At 65.6% G+C, this 21513-nt stretch carries 23 protein-coding genes; 6 read left to right on the top strand and 17 right to left on the bottom strand.

The window, feature by feature from the left end; all coding sequences use genetic code 11:
- The first annotated feature begins 114 nt into the window (after positions 1-114).
- Both WKW82_RS06360 and WKW82_RS06355 read left to right on the top strand, forming a co-directional pair.
- Complete coding sequence (locus WKW82_RS06360; protein WP_340341399.1) at positions 115-1311, top strand: amidohydrolase family protein; 1197 nt, start codon at positions 115-117, stop codon at positions 1309-1311.
- A complete protein-coding gene (locus WKW82_RS06355) occupies positions 1308-1784 on the top strand; it encodes a RidA family protein (protein ID WP_340341398.1) in 477 nt (158 codons plus the stop codon). The genes WKW82_RS06360 and WKW82_RS06355 overlap by 4 nt, the downstream gene beginning before the upstream one ends.
- Here WKW82_RS06355 and WKW82_RS06350 read toward each other — a convergent pair.
- The 15 genes from WKW82_RS06350 to WKW82_RS06280 form a co-directional block, all read right to left on the bottom strand.
- Entirely contained in the window at positions 1777-2445 is a 669-nt protein-coding gene (locus WKW82_RS06350; RefSeq protein ID WP_340341397.1) for a TetR family transcriptional regulator C-terminal domain-containing protein, read from the bottom strand. The genes WKW82_RS06355 and WKW82_RS06350 overlap by 8 nt on opposite strands.
- Entirely contained in the window at positions 2442-3401 is a 960-nt protein-coding gene (locus WKW82_RS06345; protein ID WP_340341396.1) for a PDR/VanB family oxidoreductase, read from the bottom strand. The genes WKW82_RS06350 and WKW82_RS06345 overlap by 4 nt, the downstream gene beginning before the upstream one ends.
- A 29-nt stretch (positions 3402-3430) precedes the next feature.
- Complete coding sequence (locus WKW82_RS06340) at positions 3431-4021, bottom strand: NAD(P)H-dependent oxidoreductase (RefSeq protein ID WP_340341395.1); 591 nt, start codon at positions 4019-4021, stop codon at positions 3431-3433.
- A 24-nt stretch (positions 4022-4045) separates the two neighbouring features.
- Positions 4046-5086: an ABC transporter substrate-binding protein gene (locus WKW82_RS06335; protein WP_340341394.1), complete on the bottom strand. Its 1041-nt coding sequence runs from the start codon at positions 5084-5086 to the stop codon at positions 4046-4048.
- A gap of 49 nt (positions 5087-5135) precedes the next feature.
- Positions 5136-6530 carry an FAD-binding oxidoreductase gene (locus tag WKW82_RS06330; protein WP_340341479.1) on the bottom strand — a complete coding sequence of 465 codons (1395 nt, stop codon included), beginning with the start codon at positions 6528-6530 and terminating at the stop codon, positions 5136-5138.
- 22 nt (positions 6531-6552) lie between these two features.
- A complete protein-coding gene (locus WKW82_RS06325) occupies positions 6553-7437 on the bottom strand; it encodes an ABC transporter permease (RefSeq protein WP_340341393.1) in 885 nt (294 codons plus the stop codon).
- Positions 7415-8218 (bottom strand): ABC transporter ATP-binding protein, encoded by an 804-nt coding sequence (locus tag WKW82_RS06320; protein ID WP_340341392.1) that lies wholly within the window; start codon positions 8216-8218, stop codon positions 7415-7417. The genes WKW82_RS06325 and WKW82_RS06320 overlap by 23 nt, the downstream gene beginning before the upstream one ends.
- 23 nt (positions 8219-8241) lie before the next feature.
- Positions 8242-9063, bottom strand: a complete 822-nt coding sequence (locus WKW82_RS06315) for a creatininase family protein (RefSeq protein WP_340341391.1) — start codon at positions 9061-9063, stop codon at positions 8242-8244.
- 371 nt (positions 9064-9434) lie between these two features.
- Complete coding sequence (locus WKW82_RS06310; RefSeq protein ID WP_340341390.1) at positions 9435-9854, bottom strand: putative toxin-antitoxin system toxin component, PIN family; 420 nt, start codon at positions 9852-9854, stop codon at positions 9435-9437.
- A 14-nt stretch (positions 9855-9868) separates the two neighbouring features.
- The gene (locus WKW82_RS06305) at positions 9869-10105 is read right to left on the bottom strand and encodes a DUF2281 domain-containing protein (RefSeq protein WP_340341389.1); all 237 of its coding nucleotides are present in this window, start codon (positions 10103-10105) and stop codon (positions 9869-9871) included.
- A 121-nt stretch (positions 10106-10226) separates the two neighbouring features.
- Positions 10227-11498, bottom strand: coding sequence for an alpha/beta hydrolase family protein (locus tag WKW82_RS06300; protein ID WP_340341388.1), 1272 nt, complete (start codon positions 11496-11498; stop codon positions 10227-10229).
- A 14-nt stretch (positions 11499-11512) separates the two neighbouring features.
- Positions 11513-12736 (bottom strand): M20 family metallopeptidase, encoded by a 1224-nt coding sequence (locus WKW82_RS06295; protein WP_340341387.1) that lies wholly within the window; start codon positions 12734-12736, stop codon positions 11513-11515.
- Between the two features lie 4 nt (positions 12737-12740).
- The gene (gene uraD, locus WKW82_RS06290) at positions 12741-14510 is read right to left on the bottom strand and encodes a 2-oxo-4-hydroxy-4-carboxy-5-ureidoimidazoline decarboxylase (protein ID WP_340341386.1); all 1770 of its coding nucleotides are present in this window, start codon (positions 14508-14510) and stop codon (positions 12741-12743) included.
- A 12-nt stretch (positions 14511-14522) separates the two neighbouring features.
- Positions 14523-15461: an allantoinase PuuE gene (gene puuE / locus WKW82_RS06285; RefSeq protein ID WP_340341385.1), complete on the bottom strand. Its 939-nt coding sequence runs from the start codon at positions 15459-15461 to the stop codon at positions 14523-14525.
- Positions 15462-15475: 14 nt separating this feature from the next.
- Positions 15476-16153 carry a GntR family transcriptional regulator gene (locus WKW82_RS06280; protein WP_422823429.1) on the bottom strand — a complete coding sequence of 226 codons (678 nt, stop codon included), beginning with the start codon at positions 16151-16153 and terminating at the stop codon, positions 15476-15478.
- A gap of 76 nt (positions 16154-16229) precedes the next feature.
- Here WKW82_RS06280 and uraH point away from each other — a divergent pair, with 76 nt between their 5' ends.
- A complete protein-coding gene (gene uraH, locus WKW82_RS06275; protein ID WP_340341384.1) occupies positions 16230-16580 on the top strand; it encodes a hydroxyisourate hydrolase in 351 nt (116 codons plus the stop codon).
- Here the strand turns inward: uraH and WKW82_RS06270 are convergent, their stop codons facing one another.
- A complete protein-coding gene (locus WKW82_RS06270; RefSeq protein WP_340341383.1) occupies positions 16581-17078 on the bottom strand; it encodes a hypothetical protein in 498 nt (165 codons plus the stop codon).
- Between the two features lie 116 nt (positions 17079-17194).
- Between WKW82_RS06270 and xdhC the strand changes: the two genes are divergently transcribed.
- Both xdhC and WKW82_RS06260 read left to right on the top strand, forming a co-directional pair.
- Positions 17195-18004: a xanthine dehydrogenase accessory protein XdhC gene (gene xdhC / locus WKW82_RS06265; RefSeq protein ID WP_340341382.1), complete on the top strand. Its 810-nt coding sequence runs from the start codon at positions 17195-17197 to the stop codon at positions 18002-18004.
- 159 nt (positions 18005-18163) lie between these two features.
- Entirely contained in the window at positions 18164-19369 is a 1206-nt protein-coding gene (locus WKW82_RS06260) for a urate hydroxylase PuuD (protein ID WP_340341381.1), read from the top strand.
- Between the two features lie 370 nt (positions 19370-19739).
- On the opposite strand, the gene WKW82_RS06255 is transcribed toward WKW82_RS06260, so the two are convergent.
- Positions 19740-20459, bottom strand: a complete 720-nt coding sequence (locus WKW82_RS06255) for a TetR/AcrR family transcriptional regulator (RefSeq protein WP_340341380.1) — start codon at positions 20457-20459, stop codon at positions 19740-19742.
- A gap of 161 nt (positions 20460-20620) precedes the next feature.
- Here WKW82_RS06255 and WKW82_RS06250 point away from each other — a divergent pair, with 161 nt between their 5' ends.
- On the top strand, positions 20621-21460 hold the full coding sequence (locus tag WKW82_RS06250) for a fumarylacetoacetate hydrolase family protein (RefSeq protein ID WP_340341379.1): 840 nt from the start codon (positions 20621-20623) through the stop codon (positions 21458-21460).
- Positions 21461-21513: the final 53 nt, after the last annotated feature.

The following is a 21513-nucleotide window of genomic DNA, read 5'->3' as shown; positions in this document are numbered from 1 at the left end:
CGCATGTGCTTTCATGCGCCTTGCATGCGGCGGCAGGCCAGTCTCCAGTCGGCTGAGACGGGACCCGTGTGACCTGCCGGTGCGGGCACGTAAAGTCGCTGCATGCATACCCCCATGTCTCCCCTTCAAACGCTTGAAGCGGTCCGGATTCCACCGCGCCTGCAAGGCTTCGAATCGCACGGCGCCGAGGTCTTCGACGTGAGCTTGGCCGGCGGCCGGATCGCTGCGATCGAGCCTTCAAGGAAGCCGTCACGCGGCACATTGCTGAGCGCGCTGGTCGACGCCCATGCCCACATCGACAAGAACTTCACCGTGCGCGAAGCCGGCGCGGCGCAGGGCAATCTCTTCGCCGCCATCGAGCGCATGGCCACGCACCGCGCCGGCTGGACCCATGACGACCTGCACGCGCGGATGACGCGTGGTGTCGACGAGGCGTGGCGAGCCGGCACGCGTGCGCTGCGCACCCACCTGGACTGGCAGGACGCCGAGCCGCCGCTGTCCCTTGCCGCGTTTTCGGATCTCCGTGAAGCGTGGCGGGGAAAGGTTGAACTGCAGTTCGTCGCGCTGGTCGCGCTCGATGTCTTTGCGGACGCGAAGGTGGGAGAGCGCATCGCGCAGGCGGTCCGTGATGCGGGCGGCGTGCTGGGTGCCTTCGTCTATCGCAACGCGGACATCGCGGGCAAGCTCGCGCGTGTGTTCGACCTCGCGAAGACGCACGGGCTGGCGCTGGACTTCCACGTCGACGAAGGGCTCGACCGCGAGGCGACAGGGCTGGCCGACATTGCGGACCTGACGATCGCGCACGGCATGCAGGGACGCGTCGTGTGCGGGCATGCCTGCTCTCTCTCGGTGCAGGACGACGCGAGCGCGCTGCGCACCCTGACGCGCTGCGCCGAGGCCGGCATCCACCTGGTGTCGCTGCCCACCACCAACCTCTACCTGCAGGGCGCCTGGGATGGCACGCCGGTCCACCGTGGCATCACGCGCATCCGCGAGGCGGCGGCGCAGGGCCTGCGCGCCTGCCTGGCCACGGACAACGTGCAGGACTCCTTCTATCCCTATGGCGGCTACGACCTGGTCGAGACCTTTGCCCTCGGCGTGCAGATGGCGCACCTCGCGCCTGCCGACGACTGGCTCGACACCATCACCGTCAACCCCTCGCGGGCCATGGGACTCGCATGGGACGGGCGCATCGCCATCGGCTGCCCGGCCGACCTGGTGCTGCTGGCCGCCACGGACGAACACGAACTGCTCGACGGCAAGGGCCGGGCCCGCACGGTGATCCGCGCCGGGGGGACAATCGCAGCATGAGCATGGGCATACCAATGGCCAACTACGCCGCCGCGAAGCGCGTGGGCGACTTCGTCCTGATGAGCGGCGTGGTGGCAGTCGACCCTTCCACGCGCCGCGCCGTGACGGCCTACGAAGACATTCCCGAATCGGCATGCACGGCGCTGCAAGGCATCGGCTATGCCACCGGGCAGATGTCGGTGGATGTGTTCGAGGCGGCCATCGTGGCGCAGAGCTGGTTCGTGCTGGAGCGCATCCGGCAGATCGCGGCCGAGCATGGCGGCACGATGGACGACGTGGTGAAGCTGGTGCAGTACTTCCGCCACCTGCCGCACTACGCGTTCTACAACCGCGTGCGCGGGCTGTTCTACCCGGGCGAGCCGCCAGTCAGCACCGTGGTCGAGGTCTCGCGCTTCCTGCCGGGCGACGAGGTGCTGGTCGAGGTCGAGGCGACGATGTACCTGCCGCAGCGCGCGACTACCGCGCCTACCTGACGCCTGCGCCCTTGAGCAGGAACGCGGTCACCTGCTCGATCAGGTGGCGGCGCTCCTTGTCGTCACCCTGCAGCGCTTCCGCGCGGTAATAGGCGGCCTGCGTCGCGTGGTCCGCATAGAACTGCGTCACGGCCCAGATGTGGAACAGCAACAGCATCGGGTCGCCCTTGTCCATCAGGCCCTGGTTCATCCAGTTCTGGATCACGGCCGCGGCCTGGTCGGTTCGCGCCTTGCTGGTGCCCATCATGTCGTTGAGCACCGGCGCGCCGCGCATCATTTCCGCCGTGAAGATGCGCGAGCGCAGCGGATGCTCGAAGGAGAACATCATCTTGCGATGGATCAGGTCACCGAGCACCTTGCGCGGACCAAAGGCCTCGTCGCTGAAGCCGAACACCACGATCCAGTCGCTGAGGATGTCCTGCAGCACCTGCCGGTACAGCGCCTCCTTGCTCTCGATGTAGTAGTGCAACTGGGCTTTCGACAGGCCAGCCTTGTCCGCGATGGCCTGGGTCGACGCGCCGGCCAGTCCCTCGCTGGCGAACACCTCGATCGCCGCCTGGTTGATGAGCGCGAGCACCTGCGTGTACTTGCGCGAACGTCCGCGCGTGGCCGGTGCGTCGTTGGCGCCCTCGTCGGGGGCGATGTCGGGTCGCGCGCTCACAGTTGCAGCACCAGTTCCTGGCCCTTGGCGCGCGAGCAGCAGAGCGCGACCCGGGTGCGCCGCTCGCTGCCGGTCAGGCAGTAGTCGCGGTGCTCCGCACCAGTGCCATCGCCTTCCACCACGCAGGTGCCGCACAGGCCTTGCTGGCACGACACGGGGATGTCGATGCCGACCTCGTGCAGCGCATCGACGGCGGTCTGGTCGGCGGCCACCGGCACGCTGATGCCACGTTGCGCGAGCCGGAGGGTGAAGGCCTGGCCGGTGGTGGTGTTGGCATCGGTCGGGGCGGCGAAGTATTCGGCGTGCACCGTGTCCTCGGGCCAATGTGCGGCGGCATTGCGCACGGCCTGCATGAAGCCGCCGGGGCCGCAGACGTAGAGGTGCGTGTCCGCTTCGCGCTCGGCCAGCAGGGCGGTCAGATCGATGCGCTGCGATGCATCGCCCTGGTCCAGATGCAGGCGCAGATGCGGTGCCAGGTCCGGGGCGCGCAATGCATCGGCAAAGGCCAGGTGCTCCTCGCTGCGGGCGAACACGCAGAGCGTGAACGCTGCGCCGCGCGCCGCAAGTGACTGCGCCATTGCCAGCAGCGGCGTCATCCCGATGCCGCCCGCCAGCAGCAGGTGATGCCGGGCCTCTGTGCGCAGCGGGAAGGTGTTGCGCGGGGCGCTGATGGGCAGCAGGTCGCCCTCGCGCACGCGCTCGTGCATCGAGGCCGAGCCGCCGCGGCTGGCCACCTCGCGCTTCACGCCAATCACGTATGAACCGGCATCCGACGGCGCACGCGCCAGCGAGTACTGGCGCGAGAAGCCGCCGGGCATGTGCACGTCGATGTGCGCCCCGGCCTCATAGGACGGCAGCGCGCGGCCCCACGGATGGGCCAGCTCGAAGGCCAGGATTTCCGGCGTCTGCTGCGAGATGCGTTCGACGCGGACAGTGAGAGTGCGTTCAAGGCTCATGGTCTTCGCTTCCTTGGTCTTGAAGGATGTCAGATGTGCTGCAGTTTGCGTGCAACGCGCGCGATGAAGCGGGCGCGATCCTGCGCGGTGACGGCGTTCATGTCGTGCAACTGCAGCCAGGTCACCTTGCATCGCCACGCGAACAAGGCACGCAAGGCGCGCGTGAACAGGCGCCGGCCCGGATCGCCGATCGCGATCACGAACCAGCGCGGCGAGCCGCCCGTCGTCACCACCGTCAGCCGCCGGATGTGCCGCAGGCCGGACTTCACCGCTTGTCCCTTGCGCTCCGCCGGCAGGAAGGCCACGCCCGGCAGCCAGACCCGCTCCAGCCAGCCCTTGAGCATCGACGGGGGTCCGTGGAACCAGGTGGGGTAGACGAACACCAGATGCTCGGCCCAGAGCAGTGCGTCGACATGGGGTTTCACGCGCTCGCGGATCAGATCGGGCTTGTCGATGTAGGCGATGCGCTCCTCGCGCGTCAGCGTGGGATGGAAGCCTTCCGCATAGAGGTCGATGGCTTTCACGGTGTGCCGGGGCGCGAGCGATTCGAGGGCGGCTTGGTAGAGCGCGTGGTTGAAGCTGTCGGGGTCCGGATGGCAGTGAATGACGAGCGTTTTCATGAGGAGACCTCCGCTCGCCGGCCCTTACTTTCCGCCGAGCTGCTTGCGAATGTCGAGGCCGACGCCCTTGTTCACGAACTGCGTCGTCGCGACCTTCGACAGTTCGATCTCGCCCGGCTTGTAGAGGCCGGCCTTGACCATCTTCTCGTAGAAGTCCTTGATGCGCGCTTCGTCCATGGCGCCGATGCCGCGGGTGAGCGATTCACCGCTGTCGACGATGCCCATCTTCTTGATGAGTTCGATCGAGCCCTGCGACGACGCGACAGGCGAGTCGGGGTTGAGCTTGGCGATCATCTCGTTGGCCGCCTTGTTGTCGCCGTAGAGGTAGTTGTTCCAGCCGATGATCGAGGCCTCGACGAACTTGCGTACCGTCTCGGGCTTGGTCTTGATCAGGTCGGCGCGCGTCTCGATGGTGTTGGCATAGGTCGAGAAGCCATGGTCGGCCAGCAGGTACACCACCGGGTCGAAGCCCGCCTGGGCCTTGATCGACAGCGGCTCGGAGATCGCATAGCCCTGCTGGATCGACTTCTTGTCGGCCAGGAAGGGGCCGACATTGAAGGTGTAGGGCTTGAGTTGCGTGTCCTTGAAGCCATGCTCGGACTTCATCCACTGCCAGAAGCTGAACTGGCCGTCCTTGCCGATGAAGGCGACAGGTGCCTTGGTCAGGTCCTTGAAGGTGTCGTAGCCCTGGCCGGGGTGAGCGAAGATGGCCTGCGGGTCCTTCTGGAAGAAGCTTGCGACCACCACCGTGGGCACGCCGTTCTTCACGTTGTCGAAGGACTGCAGCAGGTTGCCGGTCATGAGGAAGTCGACCTTGCCGGCCGGCAGCATCGGCCGGTTGTTGACCATCGGGCCGCCTTGCTGGATGTCGACGTCGAGCCCGTACTTCTTGTAGGTGCCGTCCACCAGCGCCTGGTAGAAGCCGCCGTGGCCGGCCTGTGCCTTCCAGTTGGTTGCGAAGACGACTTTCTCCTGTGCGTGCGCTGCGAAGGCGGCACCCGCAAGGGTCAGGCCGAGCGTGAGGCCGCGCAGGAGCGGGCGGTTCTGTGAAGCGAGGGTGTGCATGGCGGCGATCTCCTGGACGGTTGCGGATGGATGTGTGGATGGAATCGGGTCAGCGGTCGCGGGCCATCGAGGCGTCCCAGCCGCGTGTCTTGCCGGGGTTCATGAGCCCCATCGGGTCGCTGCGCTTCTTGAAATCGATCTGCTGCGTGTCGATGGTCTTCATGCCGCCGTCCTCGATGGTCACGACGTGCGGGTTGAAGATCTTGCAGCCGCCTTGCGACTCGATCTCGCGGATCAGTTCGTACTGGTGGGCCTCGCCCTTCCAGCGCACCAGCAGGATGCCGAAGGTGCCGCACTCGCCGTTGGCGCGCGCGAAGTCCTGGTGCTGCAGCACGTCGTCGCCGAAGAGGGCGAGGTGCCGCTCGACCACGGCCGCATCGAAGGGCTGCGCGTAGGCCACCTGCAGATACGTCCAGCTGCGGTCGGCCTTGAGCGCCTGCAGCGTCGTGTGGTTGAACGCGCATTCGTAGGCGGGCGGGAGGCCCTCGGACTGCAGCTCGGCTTCGGTGCCGGCCACGGAGATGCTGCCGCCGAGCGACCCGGCCAGCGCGCGGAAGTCCGCCATCGACTCCGGCGAGACCATGGCGAACACGGCGTGCCGGTCGGCTGGAAAGCGGTCGCGCATGGACTTGTAGTAGGGCGAGAAGCGGGCCTCGACCGTGGACAGCAGGAAGATGTCCAGCGTCGGCGCTTGCGCCGCGATGCCGAAGTCGAGCGCCCCGCGGTAGGTCTCGAACAGCACCGTGCAATGGACCCATTCGACGGCGGGGCTCAGCGCCACCTCCACATCGAGGATCACGCCGTTGGTGCCATAGGCATGGTGCACCTGCTGGATCTCGTCGCCCACCAGTTCGATGATTCGCGGCTCGCGCTCCACCGTCATCACGCGTGCGCGCAGCAGGTTGCCGGGGTCGCGCAAGATGCCGTGGCGGAACGACCCGATGCCGCCGAAGCCGCCCGCGATGAAGCCGCCGATGGAGGCCACATGCCAGGTCGAGGGCCACATGCGCAGGGCCTGTCCGGTTTCCCGTGCCATGAGGTCGATGTCGTGCATGCGTGCGCCGGCCTCGACGCGGATGCGGCCTTCGCCGATGTCGAGCACGCGGCACATCTGCGTGACGTCGAGGACGATGCCGCCTTCGAGCGGCACGCACTGGCCGTAGTTGCCGGTGCCGCCGGCACGCACGGTGAGCGGCAGCTTCCACTTCGCAGCCACGCTCGCGGCCTGTCGCACGTCCTCTTCGGTGCTGACCTTCACGACCAGGTCGGCCACGCAATCGGCGAGTTGCGCGCTGAGGATGGGGCTGTACCAGTAGAAGTCTTTCGACAACTGCTTGCGCTGGCTGGGCGCGGTGACCAGGTTGAGCCCGCGCAGTTCATGGCGGACGGCGTCCCAGTCCACGACGCGTGCGGCCGTTGGCTCCGGCATGGCGATGGCGTCCATGGCTTCCATCTCGAGCGCCGGATCAGCGTTCACGGCGCATCTCGCTTTCATGCCAGTGGCCCAGCACCATGCGCGACAGCGCGGCGAACACGATGAATATCACGATGCCCAGCAGGGACACCAGCAGCAGCGCCGCGAACATCATCGGAATCTCCGTGCGGAAGCTCGATTCCAGGATGCGCGAAGCCAGCCCGGTTTCCTTGCCCGCGGTGCCGGCGGTGAACTCCGCCACCACCGCGCCGATCAGGCTCAGGCCGCCCGCGATCTTCAGCCCCGCCATGAAGTAGGGCAGCGCGCTGGGCGCCAGCAGGTAGCGGAAGGTCTGCCAGGGCGAGGCCTTGTAGAGCTGGAACAGGTCGCGCAGGTTGCTGTCGGCGCTTTTCAGCCCGATGACCGTGTTCGACAGGATCGGGAAGAAGGCCACGATCCAGGCGCACAGCAGCAGCGCAGCCGTGGTGTTGGAGACGTAGATCAGGATCAGCGGCGCGATCGCGATGATCGGCGTCACCTGGAGGATCACCGCGATCGGGAACAGCCCGATCTCGACCCACTTGAACAGCGCGAAGGCGATCGCCAGCAGCACGCCGCCGACGATGGCCGCACTGAGCGCGAGCAGCGTGAGCTTCACCGTGAACCAGAGTGCGCTGGACAGCGAATCCCAGTTGTCGAGCAGCGTGCGCAGGATCAGCGACGGCGCCGGCAGGATGTAGTGGGGGATGTCGTTGGCGCGCACCATCCATTCCCAGGCCAACAGCAGCGCAAGGACGATGGCCGCGGGCACGGCCATGCGCAGCATCGATTCGCGCCGGCGCAGCTTGTCTTCACGCGCACGCAGCGTCTCTGCGGACGGCGTGGCCTCGGTGGTGTTGACGGGTGCCACGGGTTCAATGATCGATGTCGAGGCCATGGAGCGCTCCACGCAAGGATTGGGACACCGCCGTGCAATGGGCGTTGTAGCGGCTCGAGGTGCGGAACTCCTCGCCGCGCGGATAGGGTTCGTCGATGCGGATCTCGTCGATCACGCGGCCCGGCCGCGCCGCCATCACGACGATGCGGTTCGACAGGTACACCGACTCGTAGACGCTGTGCGTGACGAAGACGATCGAGAAGCGGTGCTCCTTCCAGATCGCGAGCAGGTCGTTGTTGAGCTTGATGCGCGTCATCTCGTCGAGTGCGGCAAAGGGCTCGTCCATCAGCAGCAGCCGCGGATGCGTGACCAGCGCGCGGGCGATCGACACGCGCATCTTCATGCCGCCCGACAACTCGCGCGGATAGACGTCGGCAAAGCGCGTGAGGCCGACCAGTTCGAGCACCTGCTGCACCACGGGCGCAGCCGCGTCCCGGCTCACGCCGGTGAGCTTGAGCGGCAGCCAGACGTTGTCGAACACCTTCGTCCAGGGCATCAGCGTCGGCTCCTGGAACACGAAGCCGAGGTCGCGGTCGCTCGTGCCCTTGACGCTGTTGGCATCCGACCAGCGCATCTCGCCGGAACTGATGCGGGTCAGGCCGGCGATGAGCCGCAGCGCGGTGCTCTTGCCGCAGCCCGAGGGGCCGAGGAAGCTGATGAAGTCGTGCTCGCCGACGTCGAGGTTCATGCCCTGCAGGGCCAGCGTTCCGTTGCCGAAGCGCTTGCTGACGTTGCGCAGGCTGACCAGCGGCGCGGTGGTGGATGGCGTGTGGCTTTCCATGGTGGCTCCTGCGGTGGCGGGGCTCAGTGCCAGGCCGGTTCGTTGGCGAGGCGCTCGATGGGGAAGCGGTCGACTTCGTGGAGCAGTTCGACGAAGCGGCGCCCGACGTGGTCGAGCACCGCGGCGCCCTTGTCGGCCGTGGCGCGCGTGGCATCGCCTGCCGCGCCCAACGGGTTGATGTCGTGCATCTGCCAGCCGAGCTTGCCGCTGGGCGTGATCGACAGGAACTTGCTTTCGTTGGCCATGTCTTCGGTCATCGAGCGGAAGTTCTGGAACTGATCCTTGCGCACGTAGTCCGGCGTGAGGTGCAGCATCACCGAGCTCTCGAGGTCGCCCGCGTGGATGCCGTGCTTGCCTTCATGCGCGGTGAAGAGGCCGTCCGGCAGGCCGAGGGTGTACCAGTTGGCCGCGACGACCATCATCCCGTGCGCCTCGCGCAGGTCGCGCGCGACGATGTCCATCACCGACATCTGTCCGCCGTGGCTGTTGTAGAGCACCAGCTTGCGCACGCCGGAACGGGCCACGCAGTCGCCGATGTCTTTCCACATCGAGATCAGCGTGGTGGCCGACACGTTCAGCGTGCCGGGGTAGCGCGAGTGCTCGTTGCTCTTGCCGTAGGGCACGGTGGGCAGGAACAGCACCGGCAGGTCGTCGGGCAGGTGCGGCAGCGTGGCCTGCACCATGCCGTCGATGGTGGCCGTGTCGGTCGACATCGGCAGGTGGGGACCGTGCTGCTCCGTGGCGCCGACAGGCAGCACTGCGATGAGCCGGTTGCGGTCGAGCCGCGAAAACTCTTCACTGGTCAGGTCGGACCAGAAGCGACTGCGTGGGCGGACGTGGGCCATGGGGTGCAACCTTCATCGTGGACGATGGCTAAATTATCCAACTGGACAAAAATAATAGCCTATCGTTTACCCGAGGTATCGGTCACTGGATTGAAACTGCTTGTTGCTTGAGTGCGCTGCGAAGAGGCGAGGAAGCGTGCGCCGATCCCTCGCCGTGCGACGGAGTGAATGGGAAATTACTGCACCCGAGGTACAGCGGACGCAGCCCCGATGCTCTCCTCAAAAAATGTCCGAGTGGTCATAAAAGGAGGGCTGACCTCGATGCAGAAAAAGGCGCTGCTTCCTCAGGCGGCAGGCGCGATGCCGATATGGGCGGGGCGTGTCTGCCCGTGGCGCTTGGCTCGCTCGCTCTGGCCGAAGACGCCAGCGGTTCAGGTCTGCAATGACAGGCGGTCCCACGCCTCGCGCGCGCTGACGATGGGAATGCCCTCATAGCTGGCCAGGGGCAGGAGGTCGCGCCGGTCGCCCGAGGCGATCAGGTCGGCGGCACCGGCCAAGGCCGCGGCCAACACCTGATCGTCGTCCGGGTCGGTGGGCACCACACGCGGCACGCTTGCGGGTGTGACCACGATGGCCAGCAAGCGCAAGTCGGCTGTGATGCTCTCGGGAGTTCGGCCGGCGAGGCGATCGGCGAACTTGGTACGCCCGAGCACGCGTTGCAGTTCGACGAGCAGGGCTTCGCTTATGCACAACTCAAACTCGCCAGCACGCGCGGCATCCAGCAGTTGACGCGGCAGGCCCGGAGAGATGACGCCCGAGACGATCAGATTGGTGTCGATGACGAAACGCATGGGCGCCGCGTCGCTCAAGCGCCTTGGCGGCGGGCTTGGCGGTCAGCTTGTACTTCGGCCTCGATCTCTTCCTCGGAAAGTGGCGGCAGGCCCAGGGCGTCGATGCTGGCGAAGGTATCGCCCAGGCGAGCCGCGGCTGCCGCGCGTTCTTCGCGCGCAGCCAGGAACTCCACAAAATCCACCACCTCCGCGACGCGGCCGGGCGGCAATTTCTTCAGGCGTTCGATCAGGCGGGCTTCGAGAGCGGTCATTGGCTGGTTCCTTGAAACACAAGGGCGTGAGTCGTTGAACGGGTTGTACCGCAGGTTGACTCAAACCGTGCACTGCTCCTAGAAAACGGCCGCGACCTTTCCGTGTTGGGTCGCTCGCAAATCAGGGCCGGGCGATGGCTCCCAGATATTGATTCACAGCGTCGCGCCAGAGTTCAGGCCGCGCGTGGATTCCGTGACCGCCTTGTCCGATGCCGGGGTCGATCGCCACGAAGTCGGCCCTGCCGCCTGCGGCAGTGAACGCATCGTAGTTCTTGCGGCTGTGCGCCATCTTGTAGAAAGGATCGTTCTCGCCATAGAGCCAGAGCTCGGGCTTCCTGAACCTGGCGCCGCGTTCGAAGGCCGGTGCGTTGATGGCATCCACCTGCAGGCACCCATCGCCCATCCAGCCGCCGACGAAGTTGATGACGCCTGCAAAGCGCTCGGGGTGCATGCCCGCATAGGCGACCGACAGGACGCCGCCCCTGGAGACGCCGGCGATGACACTGTGCCTGGTGTCCACCTCGGGTTTGGCGAGCAGGTAGTCGGCGGCTGCGTCCACGTCGGCCAGCGCGTGATCGAAGCCAGCCAGTGAGAGCGCTGGATTGCAGCTGTAGGCCGACCGTTCGCGGTTGAAGCCTTCGTCATAGAGCCCGTCGGATTTGCCGCGTCCGCGCCGCTGCGGATACGCGACCATCCAACCCTTGCCGACGAAGTACCTGGTCAGCGTCGGGCTGGTGAAGGTGCTGGTGAAGAGGGCGGGGTTGTCGCCATTGCCGGTCGAGCCGTGGTTGACCATCAGCAATGGGAAGGGTCCGATGCCCGCAGGCTTGTAGATAACGACTTCGAGCGATACCGGCTTGCCGCCTTCGACGAAGGGTGTCGGAATGCGTTCGACCACGCGTTGCGGGCTGCTGGCGTCGGCCTTGGCCAGAACGCCCGCGGCGAACTCCGTCGCACTGCGGCGAGACAGAAACTCCATCACATTGCCGTCGCGAAGGCGAAACACAAGCTGCCTGCCGTTGGTCAACGTGCCTTGCAGTTCACCATCGGCATTGAAGCGTGCTTCGAGTCGCTCGCTGTAGCTCGCCATCGCGGAAGACGCTGCAGCGTAGACGATCGTCGCGCCCTGATCGCTGACTTGCTCGACGGCCACCTTGACATCGCAGACGCGCGCCGCACACGCCCAGCCCGACCACGCGCCGCTCCAACGTTTGCGCGACGCCGGCAATGCGGCGTCAGGTACCCGCACCACCGCATCTGCCGGGAGCGCGGCCATCACCGGGCTTTCCGATGTGTCGGGCTCCAGCGAAGATATGTAGTCGGGCCAGCGCGTCTGGCCTGACGCCATGCCTGCGCAGAAGACAAGGGCGACGAAGAGCGCGCGGCGAATCATGGGTTCGCCGCTTATCAGGCCAGCAGATCCGCCAGCGTTCGCGCCACCACCTTGGTCGCGCGGCGCAGGTCTTCAAGCACCAGGCGCTCGTCGCTGCGCTTGGCATGCGACTCCAGCACCGTGCGCGGGCCGGCGCCGTAGATCACGCCGGGGATGCCGGCCTCGCCGTACAGGCGCACGTCGGTGTAGAGCGGCGTGCCGACGGCCTTGAGCGGCTCGCCGAAGATGTCTTGGCCGTGCTTCTGGATCGCATCCACCAGCGGCTTGTTGCCGGGCAGGGGCTGCATCGAGTTGGCCAGCAGCAGGCGCTTGATGTCGACCGTGATGCCAGCCATTTCCGCGGCCGCGTCGGCGATCACCTTGCGGATGCTGGCCTCGACCTCGACCGGATTCTCTTCAGGGATCATGCGGCGGTCGAGCTTCAAGACGACCTTGCCGGGCACCACGTTCGTGTTGGTGCCGCCTTCGATGCGGCCGACGTTGAGGTAGGGATGCGTGATGCCCGCGACTTTGGACGTGACCTGCTGGTAGAGCGTGTTCTGCGCATAGAGCGCCGTGAGGATCTTCGTCGCGCCTTGCAGTGCATCGACGCCGGTGGTCGGGATGGCCGCGTGGGCCATCTTGCCGTGCACCGTCACTTCCATCTGCAGGCAGCCGTTGTGGGCGGTGACGACTTCGTAGCTGAAGCCGGCGGCGATCATCAGGTCGGGCTTGGTCAAGCCCTTCTGCAGCAGCCAGCCAGGGCCGAGCAGGCCGCCGAATTCCTCGTCGTAAGTGAAGTGCAGTTCGACGCTGCCTTTGGTCGGCTTGGCGACGGCTTCGAGCGCGCGCAGCGCGAAGGTGAAGCTCGCGAAGTCGCTCTTGCTGACCGCGGCGGCGCGGGCGTAGAGCGCGCCGTCGACGATCTCGCCGCCGTACGGGTCATGCGTCCAGCCTTCGCCGGGCGGCACCACGTCGCCGTGCGCGTTGAGCGCCACGGTGCGGCCTTCGCCGTACTTGCGGCGCACGATCAGGTTGGTGATGGATTCGAGGCCGTAGTCCTTCACTTCCTGTTCGGGCACAGCATGCTTCTCGGCGTCGAAGCCGAAGTCCTTCAGCAGCTCGGCCGTGCGTTCCGCATGCGGCGCGTTGTTGCCGGGCGGCGTGTCGGTGGGCACCTGCACCATCTGCTGCAGGAACTTCACTTCCTCGTCGAAGTGGGCGTCGATCCAAGCGTCGAGTTTGGCGTAGTCAGTCATTTTTTTATTGAACCGTGAGGTTGTTGAGCAGGTGCTGGAAGGCCTCGACGGCCAACTGCATGTCGTCCGAGGTGCTGGACTCCAGCGGGTTGTGGCTGATGCCGGAGTTGATGCCGCGCACGAAGAGCATGGCTTGCGGCATGACTTCGTGCAGCTTCATCGCGTCATGGCCGGCGCCGCTGGGCATGCGGAACAGTGGCAGTCCGAGCGAGCCGACCGCGTCTTCCCAGCGCTTCTGCCATTCGGGCGCGCTCGGTGCGGCGGCGGCGCGCATCGTCTCTTCCAGCGTGTAGCGCACGCTGCGGCGCTCGCAGATTTCCTTGAGCGCGGCCAGGATGTCGTTGGCCATGCTGTCGCGTTGTGCGTTGTTGGGCGCGCGGATGTCCAGGCTGAACTTGCAGTTGCCCGGCACCACGTTGATGGAGCCGTTGGGCACCTGCAGCATGCCGACCGTGGCGACCGAATCGCCATCCTTCGCGGCGCGCTGCTCGGCGAAGAGGATCAACTCCGCGACCGCGGCGGCCGCATCGCAACGGCGGTCCATCGGCGTGGTGCCCGCGTGGCTGGCCATGCCGATGACTTCGCCGACATAGCGCACGCTGCCGTTGATGGACGTGACGATGCCGAGCGGCAAGTCCTTCTCGGTCAGCACCGGACCTTGCTCGATGTGCACCTCGACGAAGCCGAGGTACTGCGCCGGATCGCGCTGGATCTTGGGAATGTCTTCTTCCTTCAACCCCGCATGCTTCATCGCCTCGCGCATGGTGATGCCGTCGGCATCCTGTTGCTCCAGCCAATCGGGGTTGAAGTGGCCGATGAGCGCGCCGGAACCGAGGAAGGTGGCCTTGTAGCGCTGGCCTTCCTCTTCCGCGAAGCCGACCACCTCGAAGGCGAAGGGCAGGCGCTTGCCCTGGCGATGCAGTTCACGCACGCAGGCCATCGGCACGAAAATGCCGAGGCGCCCGTCGTACTTGCCGCCGTTGCGCACCGTGTCGTAGTGCGAGCCGGTGATCAGCGCCTTGGCGCCCGGCGTGGCGCCTTCATAGCGGCCGACCACGTTGCCGACCGCATCGATGTGCACCGAGTCGAAGCCGCATTCGGTCATCCAGGTCGAGATCTGCGCGGCACAGGCGCGGTGCGCATCGGTGAGATAGGTGACGGTAAGCTGACCCAGCTCGCCATAGCCCGGATCGGTGTAGACCGCGAGTTGCTCCTGCCAGTCCCACACGTCGTTGCCGAGCGTGATGTCGCGGCCGAACTTGTCGTTCAGGCGGATCTCGGCGATGCGGTGGATGTTGCGCATCGCCTCACCCAGCTCGAACGCGGGATGGTGGTGCAGCCGGCGCTCGAAGGTCTCGATGATCGCCTTCTTGCCGAGACCCGCGCCGCGCGGGCCGCGCACCGCGAGGATGAAGGGAAAGCCGAACTTCTCGCCATAGGCCTTGTTGAGCCCGCGGATGTGCGCAAGCTCTTCCGGCGTGCAGTTGGTCAGCCCGGCCTTGCCCTGCTCGTTGGTCGATTCTGCGGTGAGCGTCTTGGCTTCCATCGCCTTGCCGGCCAACTCCGGGTGCACGCGGATCAGGCCCAGCTTCTCTTCCTCGCTGGCGCGCTCCAGCACTTGGACCATCGCCAACTTCAGATGCGCGAGCGACTTGAAGGGCCGCTCGGCCAGCGCGCGCTCGCCCACCCAGGGCGAATGCTCGTAGATGCCGTCGAGCATGGCGACGGCCTCGGGCGCCGAAGCGCTGTTCAGTTGTTCGATGGTCAGTGGCATGAGAGTCTCCCTTTAGGCTTGGAACGGATGCACTTTCTTCCAGTGCTGGGCGATGTCGATGCGGCGGCAGACCCAGACCTTGTCGTGCTTCTGCACATGGTCGAGGAAGCGCTTGAGCGCGCCGATGCGGCCGGGCTTGCCGAGCAGGCGGCAATGCATGCCGATGCTCATCATCTTCGGAGCCTCTTCACCTTCGGCGTACAGCGCGTCGAAGCTGTCGCGCAGGTAGTTGAAGAAGTGCTCGCCGGTGTTGAAGCCCTGGGCCTGCACGAAGCGCATGTCGTTGCAGTCGAGCGAGTAGGGCACGACCAGGTGCGGCACCACGCTGCCGTCGCTCTTGGTGACCTGCGTCCAGAAGGGCAGGTCGTCGCCGTAGTAGTCGCTGTCGTATTCGTAGCCGCCGTGGTCGGCCAGCAGGCGGCGCGTGTTGGGGCTGTCGCGGCCGGTGTACCAGCCGAGCGGCCACTGGCCCTTGGTCATGTCGCGGATGACATGCGTGGCCAGGTCCATGTGCCGCTTCTCGTTCGCGGCAGGCAGGTTCTGGTAGTGGATCCAGCGCAGGCCGTGGTTGGCGATCTCGTAGTCGTTCTTCATGAAGACGTCGAGCAACTCGGGATAGCGCTGCAACGCCATGCCGACACCGAAGATGGTCATCGGCAGGCCGCGCGATTCGAACTCGCGCAGGATGCGCCAGACGCCGGCGCGCGAGCCGTACTCGTACATCGACTCCATCGTCATGTGGCGGTTTTCGTACGCTTGCGCGGTGACCAGTTCGGAGAGGAAGGTCTCCGAGGTCGGGTCGCCGTGCAGCACGTTGTTCTCGCCGCCTTCCTCGTAGTTGAGGACGAACTGGACGGCGATCTTCGCGCCGTTGGGCCATTGGGCATGGGGAACGTCACGGCCGTAGCCGATCATGTCCCGTGGGTAGGGAGTCTTGGGTGAATCGCTCATGATGGGTTGCGTCGCTAAGACAACGCGAGGGAAATATCGTTCGTCGGGACCTTGCGGTCGAAGGTCAGATTGGCCTCGACATGCTCAAGGTGTTCGGTCATCAGGCGCACTGCGCGTTCTTCGTCCCTCGCCGCCAGCGCTTTCACGATGTCGGCGTGCTCATCATTCGAATGTTCTGCTGCACTGGCGCTCTGGTACATCAAGGTGATGAGCGCGCAGCGTGAAATCAGCTCTCCCAATATCTGGGCCAGCACCGTGTTGCCCATGAGTTCCGCCATGCGCACATGGAAGTCCCCCAGCAACTCGGTGCGGCCCGAGATGTCCTCGCCTTCGACGGCGGATTTCTCCAGCGCCACGTGTTCCTTCAGCGCTTTGATCTTGGCCGGCGTGACAGTGCGCACGAAGGCGCGCGTCATTTCGGCCTCAAGCATGCGGCGCACCGCGAACACCTGCTTGGCCTCGTCCACCGCCGGCGCCGCCACGAAGGCACCGCGCGCGGGCTCCAGGCGGATCAGCCGGTTCTGTGAGAGCTGGAACAGGGCTTGCCTGACCAGCGTGCGCGACACGCCGAAATGGTCCGCCAGCTTCTGCTCGGCCAGCTTGGTGCCGGGCTGCAGGCGGTGGTCGACGATCGCTTTTGTGAGCGCGTCGACGATGGATCGGGTGGCGGATGAGGTCTCCATGATTTTTATGATAGCCCCAAAGTGAATAACTGTATACACTTTTGTCCACCGGAATTTTCCGCGGCAAGATTCGAGGAGCAAAACCATGGGCTTGAGCACCCACGTACTGGACACGATGCATGGCGGCCCGGCCGCCGGCATGTCGGTGGCGCTTTACACCACCGACGGCGAGCAGGCGACGCTGGTGCGCCAGTTCACGCTGAACCACGACGGCCGCAGCGACGGCCCGCTGTACGACAACAACACCATCAAGGTCGGCACCTATCGGCTGGTGTTCGATGTGGCGGGCTACTTCAAGGCGAAGGGCGTGCAGTTGCCCGAGCCCAACTTTCTCAACAAGGTGGCGCTGGACTTCGGCGTGGCGCACACCGACCAGCACTACCACGTCCCCTTGCTGGTCAGCCCGTGGAGCTACTCCACCTACCGCGGCAGCTGATCAGAGTTGCCCTTCGCTGAGCGTGTCGAGCTGGAAATGACCGCCCTTGTCCCACAGCCAGGTGTCGGTCCAGGTCACCTTGCCGAGCTTCGTGGCGACCGGGAAGGGCGCGGCCGCGAGCACCGTGCGCTCGATTTCCTCGATGACTTCGGGCGCATGCTTCGGCGCGCGCATCCAGTGCATCGATGTCACCTTGCCGCTGCCGTCGACGTTCACTTCCAGCGTGCCGATCGCGTAGAGCAGGGCGGGCAGCTTGCCTTCGTAGATGCGCTGGGCATTGGCGGCGTAGACGTGGCGTGCGGCATCGCGGCGGTATTCGCGCGCAGTGGCGGCGTTGGAAGGGCGGGGTGTCGGGCTGGGTGTGCCGCCCTTCGAGACGGTGGCGTTGCTCAACTGGCCGGGAACCGTGGGGCCGCTGCTTCCGCAAGCCGCGAGGCACAGGGTGCAGAGCAAGGCGCCGACGCGGGCGAGGCGGCGCAATGGGAGCGAAGAGTTCATCGGCGGGGTTATACCGCGTGCGTGCAACCCGAGGACGCTTCGAGGTTTCACGGGCGCGCGCTTGGCCGCCGCTCTGGTACAGCACGCAGTGCCGAGTCCGGCGTGAAAGGCCTTGGATGAGCGGCGACGTCGATCTGTTGCTCGACCGCCTGTCGCGTGAAGACGGCGTGCTCGTGCGCATCACACGCACGCAAGGGTCCGCCCCGCGAGAGGCTGGCACCTGGATGGCAGTCTGGCAAGACGGCCTCACCGCCACCATCGGCGGCGGCCAACTCGAATTCCAGGCCACGCAGGAGGCGCGCGGCTGGCTGCTGGGCGGGGAGGGCATCCCCGAAGTGCGGCGCTACCCGCTCGGCCCCAGCCTGGGCCAGTGTTGCGGCGGGGTGGTGTTTCTTTCATATCAATACATCACCGCGGTCGACCGTGCTGCGCTGCAGCGCGAACTCGTGGCCCGGCTGACCCCGGTGGCCCTGTTCGGCGGCGGCCACGTGGGCGCGGCGCTAGCCCGACTGCTGGCCGGCCTGCCCTACTCGGTGCGTTGGATCGACAGTCGGGATGGCGTCTTCCCCGAGGCCTTGCCCGCACAAATCGAAACCGAGTATTCCGAGCCGGTGCAGGACGCCGTCGCGCAGCTCGCGCCGGGCTCGCACGTGCTGATCATGAGCTTCAGCCATGCGGAAGACCTGGACATCGTCATCGCCTGCCTTCGGCGCCTGCGCGAGCGGGACGACCTGCCCTACATCGGCCTCATCGGCAGCAAGACCAAGTGGGCGACCTTCCGGCACCGGCTGGAGGCACGCGGTTTCACGGAAGAAGAAACGGCGCGCGTTACCTGCCCGATCGGGGTGCCGGGCATCACCGGCAAGGAGCCGGAGGTGATCGCCGTGGCGGTCGCGGCACAGTTGTTGCAACGCCGCGAAGGGTAAAAAAAGTGTGCGCAATTGCAGAAACTGTATACACTTCGGTTCACAAGCCGCAGCGGAGCGAGGGAATTCGCGGCTTTCTGCTGTTCACAGCCCCGCAGTGGTGAACAGAAGCAAACATAAACGCGGCGTCCCGATGCGCCGCCAGGGCTGAGAGCAATCATGGAAAGCTACTACCTCGATTGGGCCAATCTGCTGCTGCGGTGGGTCCACGTCATCACCGCGGTCGCGTGGATCGGCGCCTCCTTCTATTTCGTGATGCTGGACAACAGCCTCGAAAAGCCCGAGGACCAGGAATCCCTCGACAAGGGCGTAGGCGGTGAGCAATGGGCCGTGCACGGCGGTGGGTTCTATAACTCGCAGAAGTACCTGCTGTCGCCCAAGAAGCTGCCGGACCACCTGCACTGGTCGTACTGGGAGAGCTACACCACCTGGATCACCGGGTTCGCGCTCTTCACCATGTCGTACCTGTGGAACGCCAGCACCTACCTCATCGACAAGAGCAAGATGGACTGGCAGCCGGGCGCGGCCATCGGCGTGGCACTGGCTTTCTTCGTCGTGTTCTGGATGGTCTACGACGGCATCTGCCAGATCTTCGGCCGGCGCAAGAACGGCGACACCATCGTCGGCGTGCTGATCGCCATCTTCATCGTCTTCGCGACCTGGCTGGCCTGCCACCTGTTCGCGGGCCGTGCGGCCTTCCTGCTGGTCGGCGCCATGATGGCCACGACCATGAGCGGCAACGTGTTCTTCTGGATCATCCCCGGCCAACGCAAGAACGTCGCCGCACTGCGCGCCGGCCAGCCGGTCGACCCGGTGCACGGCCAGCGTGGCAAACAGCGCAGCGTGCACAACACCTACTTCACGCTGCCGGTGCTGTTCGCGATGCTGAGCAACCACTACAGCTTCACCTACACGCACCAGTACAACTGGATCGTGTTGCTGCTGATCATGCTGGGCGGCGCGGCGATCCGCCAGTTCTTCGTGGTGCGGCATCGCTTCAAGCTGGGCAACGCGGGCAACCCGCTGCCGTATGCGCTTTTGGGCATCGCAGTGCTGGGCCTGACCATCGTGTGGATGAAGCCCCAGCCCGCGGCGGCGCCTGCGCCTGGCGCGGTGGAGCAGAAGGTTTCGTTCGGCGAGGTGCAGAAGGTGCTGGAGCAACGCTGCTACATGTGCCACGGCACGGCCATGCAGATGAAGAACGTTCGCGTGGATTCACCGGACCAGGTGGCCGCGCATGCGCAGGGCATCTACCAGCAGGTGGTGGTCACGAAGATCATGCCGATGAACAACTCGACCGGCATGACCGATGCGGAGCGGGCGTTGATTGGCAAGTGGTTCGAGGGCGGAGCGCCGACGAAGTAGGTGGATCAGCCCAGCTGCAGAACGATGGCCCCGCATTCGTGATGAATGCGGGGCTTCTTTCTTGTCGGCTTGTCGCTCTTGTCAGTGCCAATGGGCAGCGATCACGCGGCGCAGTCCCTGAAGTTTCTGATGCCGTCCTTCGCCGTCGGCATGCTTCCGATGACGGCGCTTGTGCATGGCTCGTGCCGTGTGGAACTGTTCGAGCCATTGCCTCGCTTGGGCATCGATCCTATTCCGTGGACCGCATGGCCTCTCCGTGCGCGGCGGCGTATCGTCACTTTGATTCACGTGCGAGGGTCGCAGATCGCGAGACGTGACCGCTCTCCATCGAATTCAAAGAGTTCGTGGAGCTGCAGATGCCCCGACCGCATCAGGCTCGATCGCTGCGGCGGATCGCACCGTCAACGCGTTTCAAACCGGAAAAGATGGGGCCTTCCACCGCACCGGGCATGGCCAGCGGCATGTAGGCGATGGCTTCCGCCTCTTTCGGGTCGAGCCCGAAACCGACCAGCACGCTGCGCAGGATGTGCTCGGGATGGTGCTTCTGCGTCGGCTCGGTGAGCATGGTCTCGATGCCGTAGAAGATCGAGCCGAGCACGATGTCGCGCGCGACGGTGACGCTGTCGACCTGGATCCGCTTGCTCTTGCGCGCGGCCTCGAGGTCGCGCGTGAGGTAGACATCGATGAGCTGGCCGCGCGTGGCGATGCGGGTGCCGACGCGCGTGATGAAGCCGCCCCACAGCGGGTAGCGCACGGCCATTTGCATGTAGAGGCGCGTGCCGCATGCGACGCGCGCGACAGGGTCTTCCAGTTGCAGGACGAGCGGGTCGACGATCTGCAGCACCTCGTCGCTCATGGCTGCCGCCAGCTCGAGCAGCAGTTCGTTCGTCGTCTTGAAGTGGTTGTAGAAGGTGCCGCGCGAAACACCGGCCGCGGCGATGAAGTCGTCGATGACAGCCACGTCCGGACCCTTCTCCGAGAACACCGACAGCGCGTTCTCCAGCAGTCGCAATTTCGTCTTCTCGCGTCGCTGTGCGCCGACGCGCACGCGGTGGTCTTCGGGGGCTGTTTCTGCTTGCTTCGTTGCCATGGCTGTCGAGGGTACACGATGAGATTCGACCGGAAATCGATCGGTGGGGCATAGGGAAACCACCTACCATTTTTCCTTGTTTGTCATATTGATGTTTTTGTCAGTTCGACTAAAGTTCGTTTTAGACAAACAGTCCAAATCAACTACCGAGAGGCACATTCATGAAGCTGCTACGTCACGGCCCCGCAGGGGCAGAAAAGCCAGGCGCACTCGACGCGAACGGCAAGGTCCGCGACCTGTCCCTGCTCATCCCCGACTTCACGCCCGAGTGGATGTCGCCCGCCAAGCTGCAGGCGCTGACCGCCATCGACCTGTCGAAGCTGCCCTTGGTCCCGGAGGGCACGCGGCTCGGCGCGCCGGTGACGGGCGTGCGCCAGTTCGTCGCGATCGGCCTCAACTACCGCAAGCATGCGGAGGAGTCCGGCCTGGAGATCCCGAAGGAACCGGTGGTGTTCACCAAGGCGCTGACCTCGCTCGCCGGCCCCGATGACGACGTCGAATTGCCCGAAGGCTCGGTCGCCGGCGACTGGGAGATCGAACTGGGCTTCGTCATCGGCACGCAGTGCAAGAGGGTGTCGGTGGCCGATGCGCTGAAGCACGTGGCCGGCTACTGCCTGGCCAACGACGTGTCGGAGCGCGACTGGCAGATCAAGCGCAACGGGCAGTGGGGCAAGGGCAAGAGCTTCGACGGCTTCGGTCCGATCGGCCCGTGGCTGGTGACCAGCGACGAATTGCCGGACCCGCAGAACATCCCGCTCGAACTGGCGGTCAACGGCGAGGTCAAGCAGCAGAGCAACACCGCCGACATGATCTTCCCGGTGGCTGAAGTGGTGTCCTACCTGAGCCAGTTCATGACGCTCCTGCCCGGCGACGTGGTCATCACCGGCACACCGCAGGGCGTGGGCCTGGGCATAAAGCCGAACCCGCAGTTCCTCAAGCGCGGCGACGTCATGACCCTGTGCGCCGGCGTGCTGGGCACGCAGCGCCAACAGGTCATCTGACCCCGCGCCAGCCGCTGAACGCTTTCAAGACAACGCCGTGCTGCACGCGTTGC

Source organism: Variovorax rhizosphaerae, from assembly GCF_037889975.1.
Lineage (GTDB): Bacteria > Pseudomonadota > Gammaproteobacteria > Burkholderiales > Burkholderiaceae_C > Variovorax > Variovorax rhizosphaerae.
Note: the sequence above shows the minus strand (reverse complement) of the source record. Positions and strands in the feature narration are given on the sequence as shown.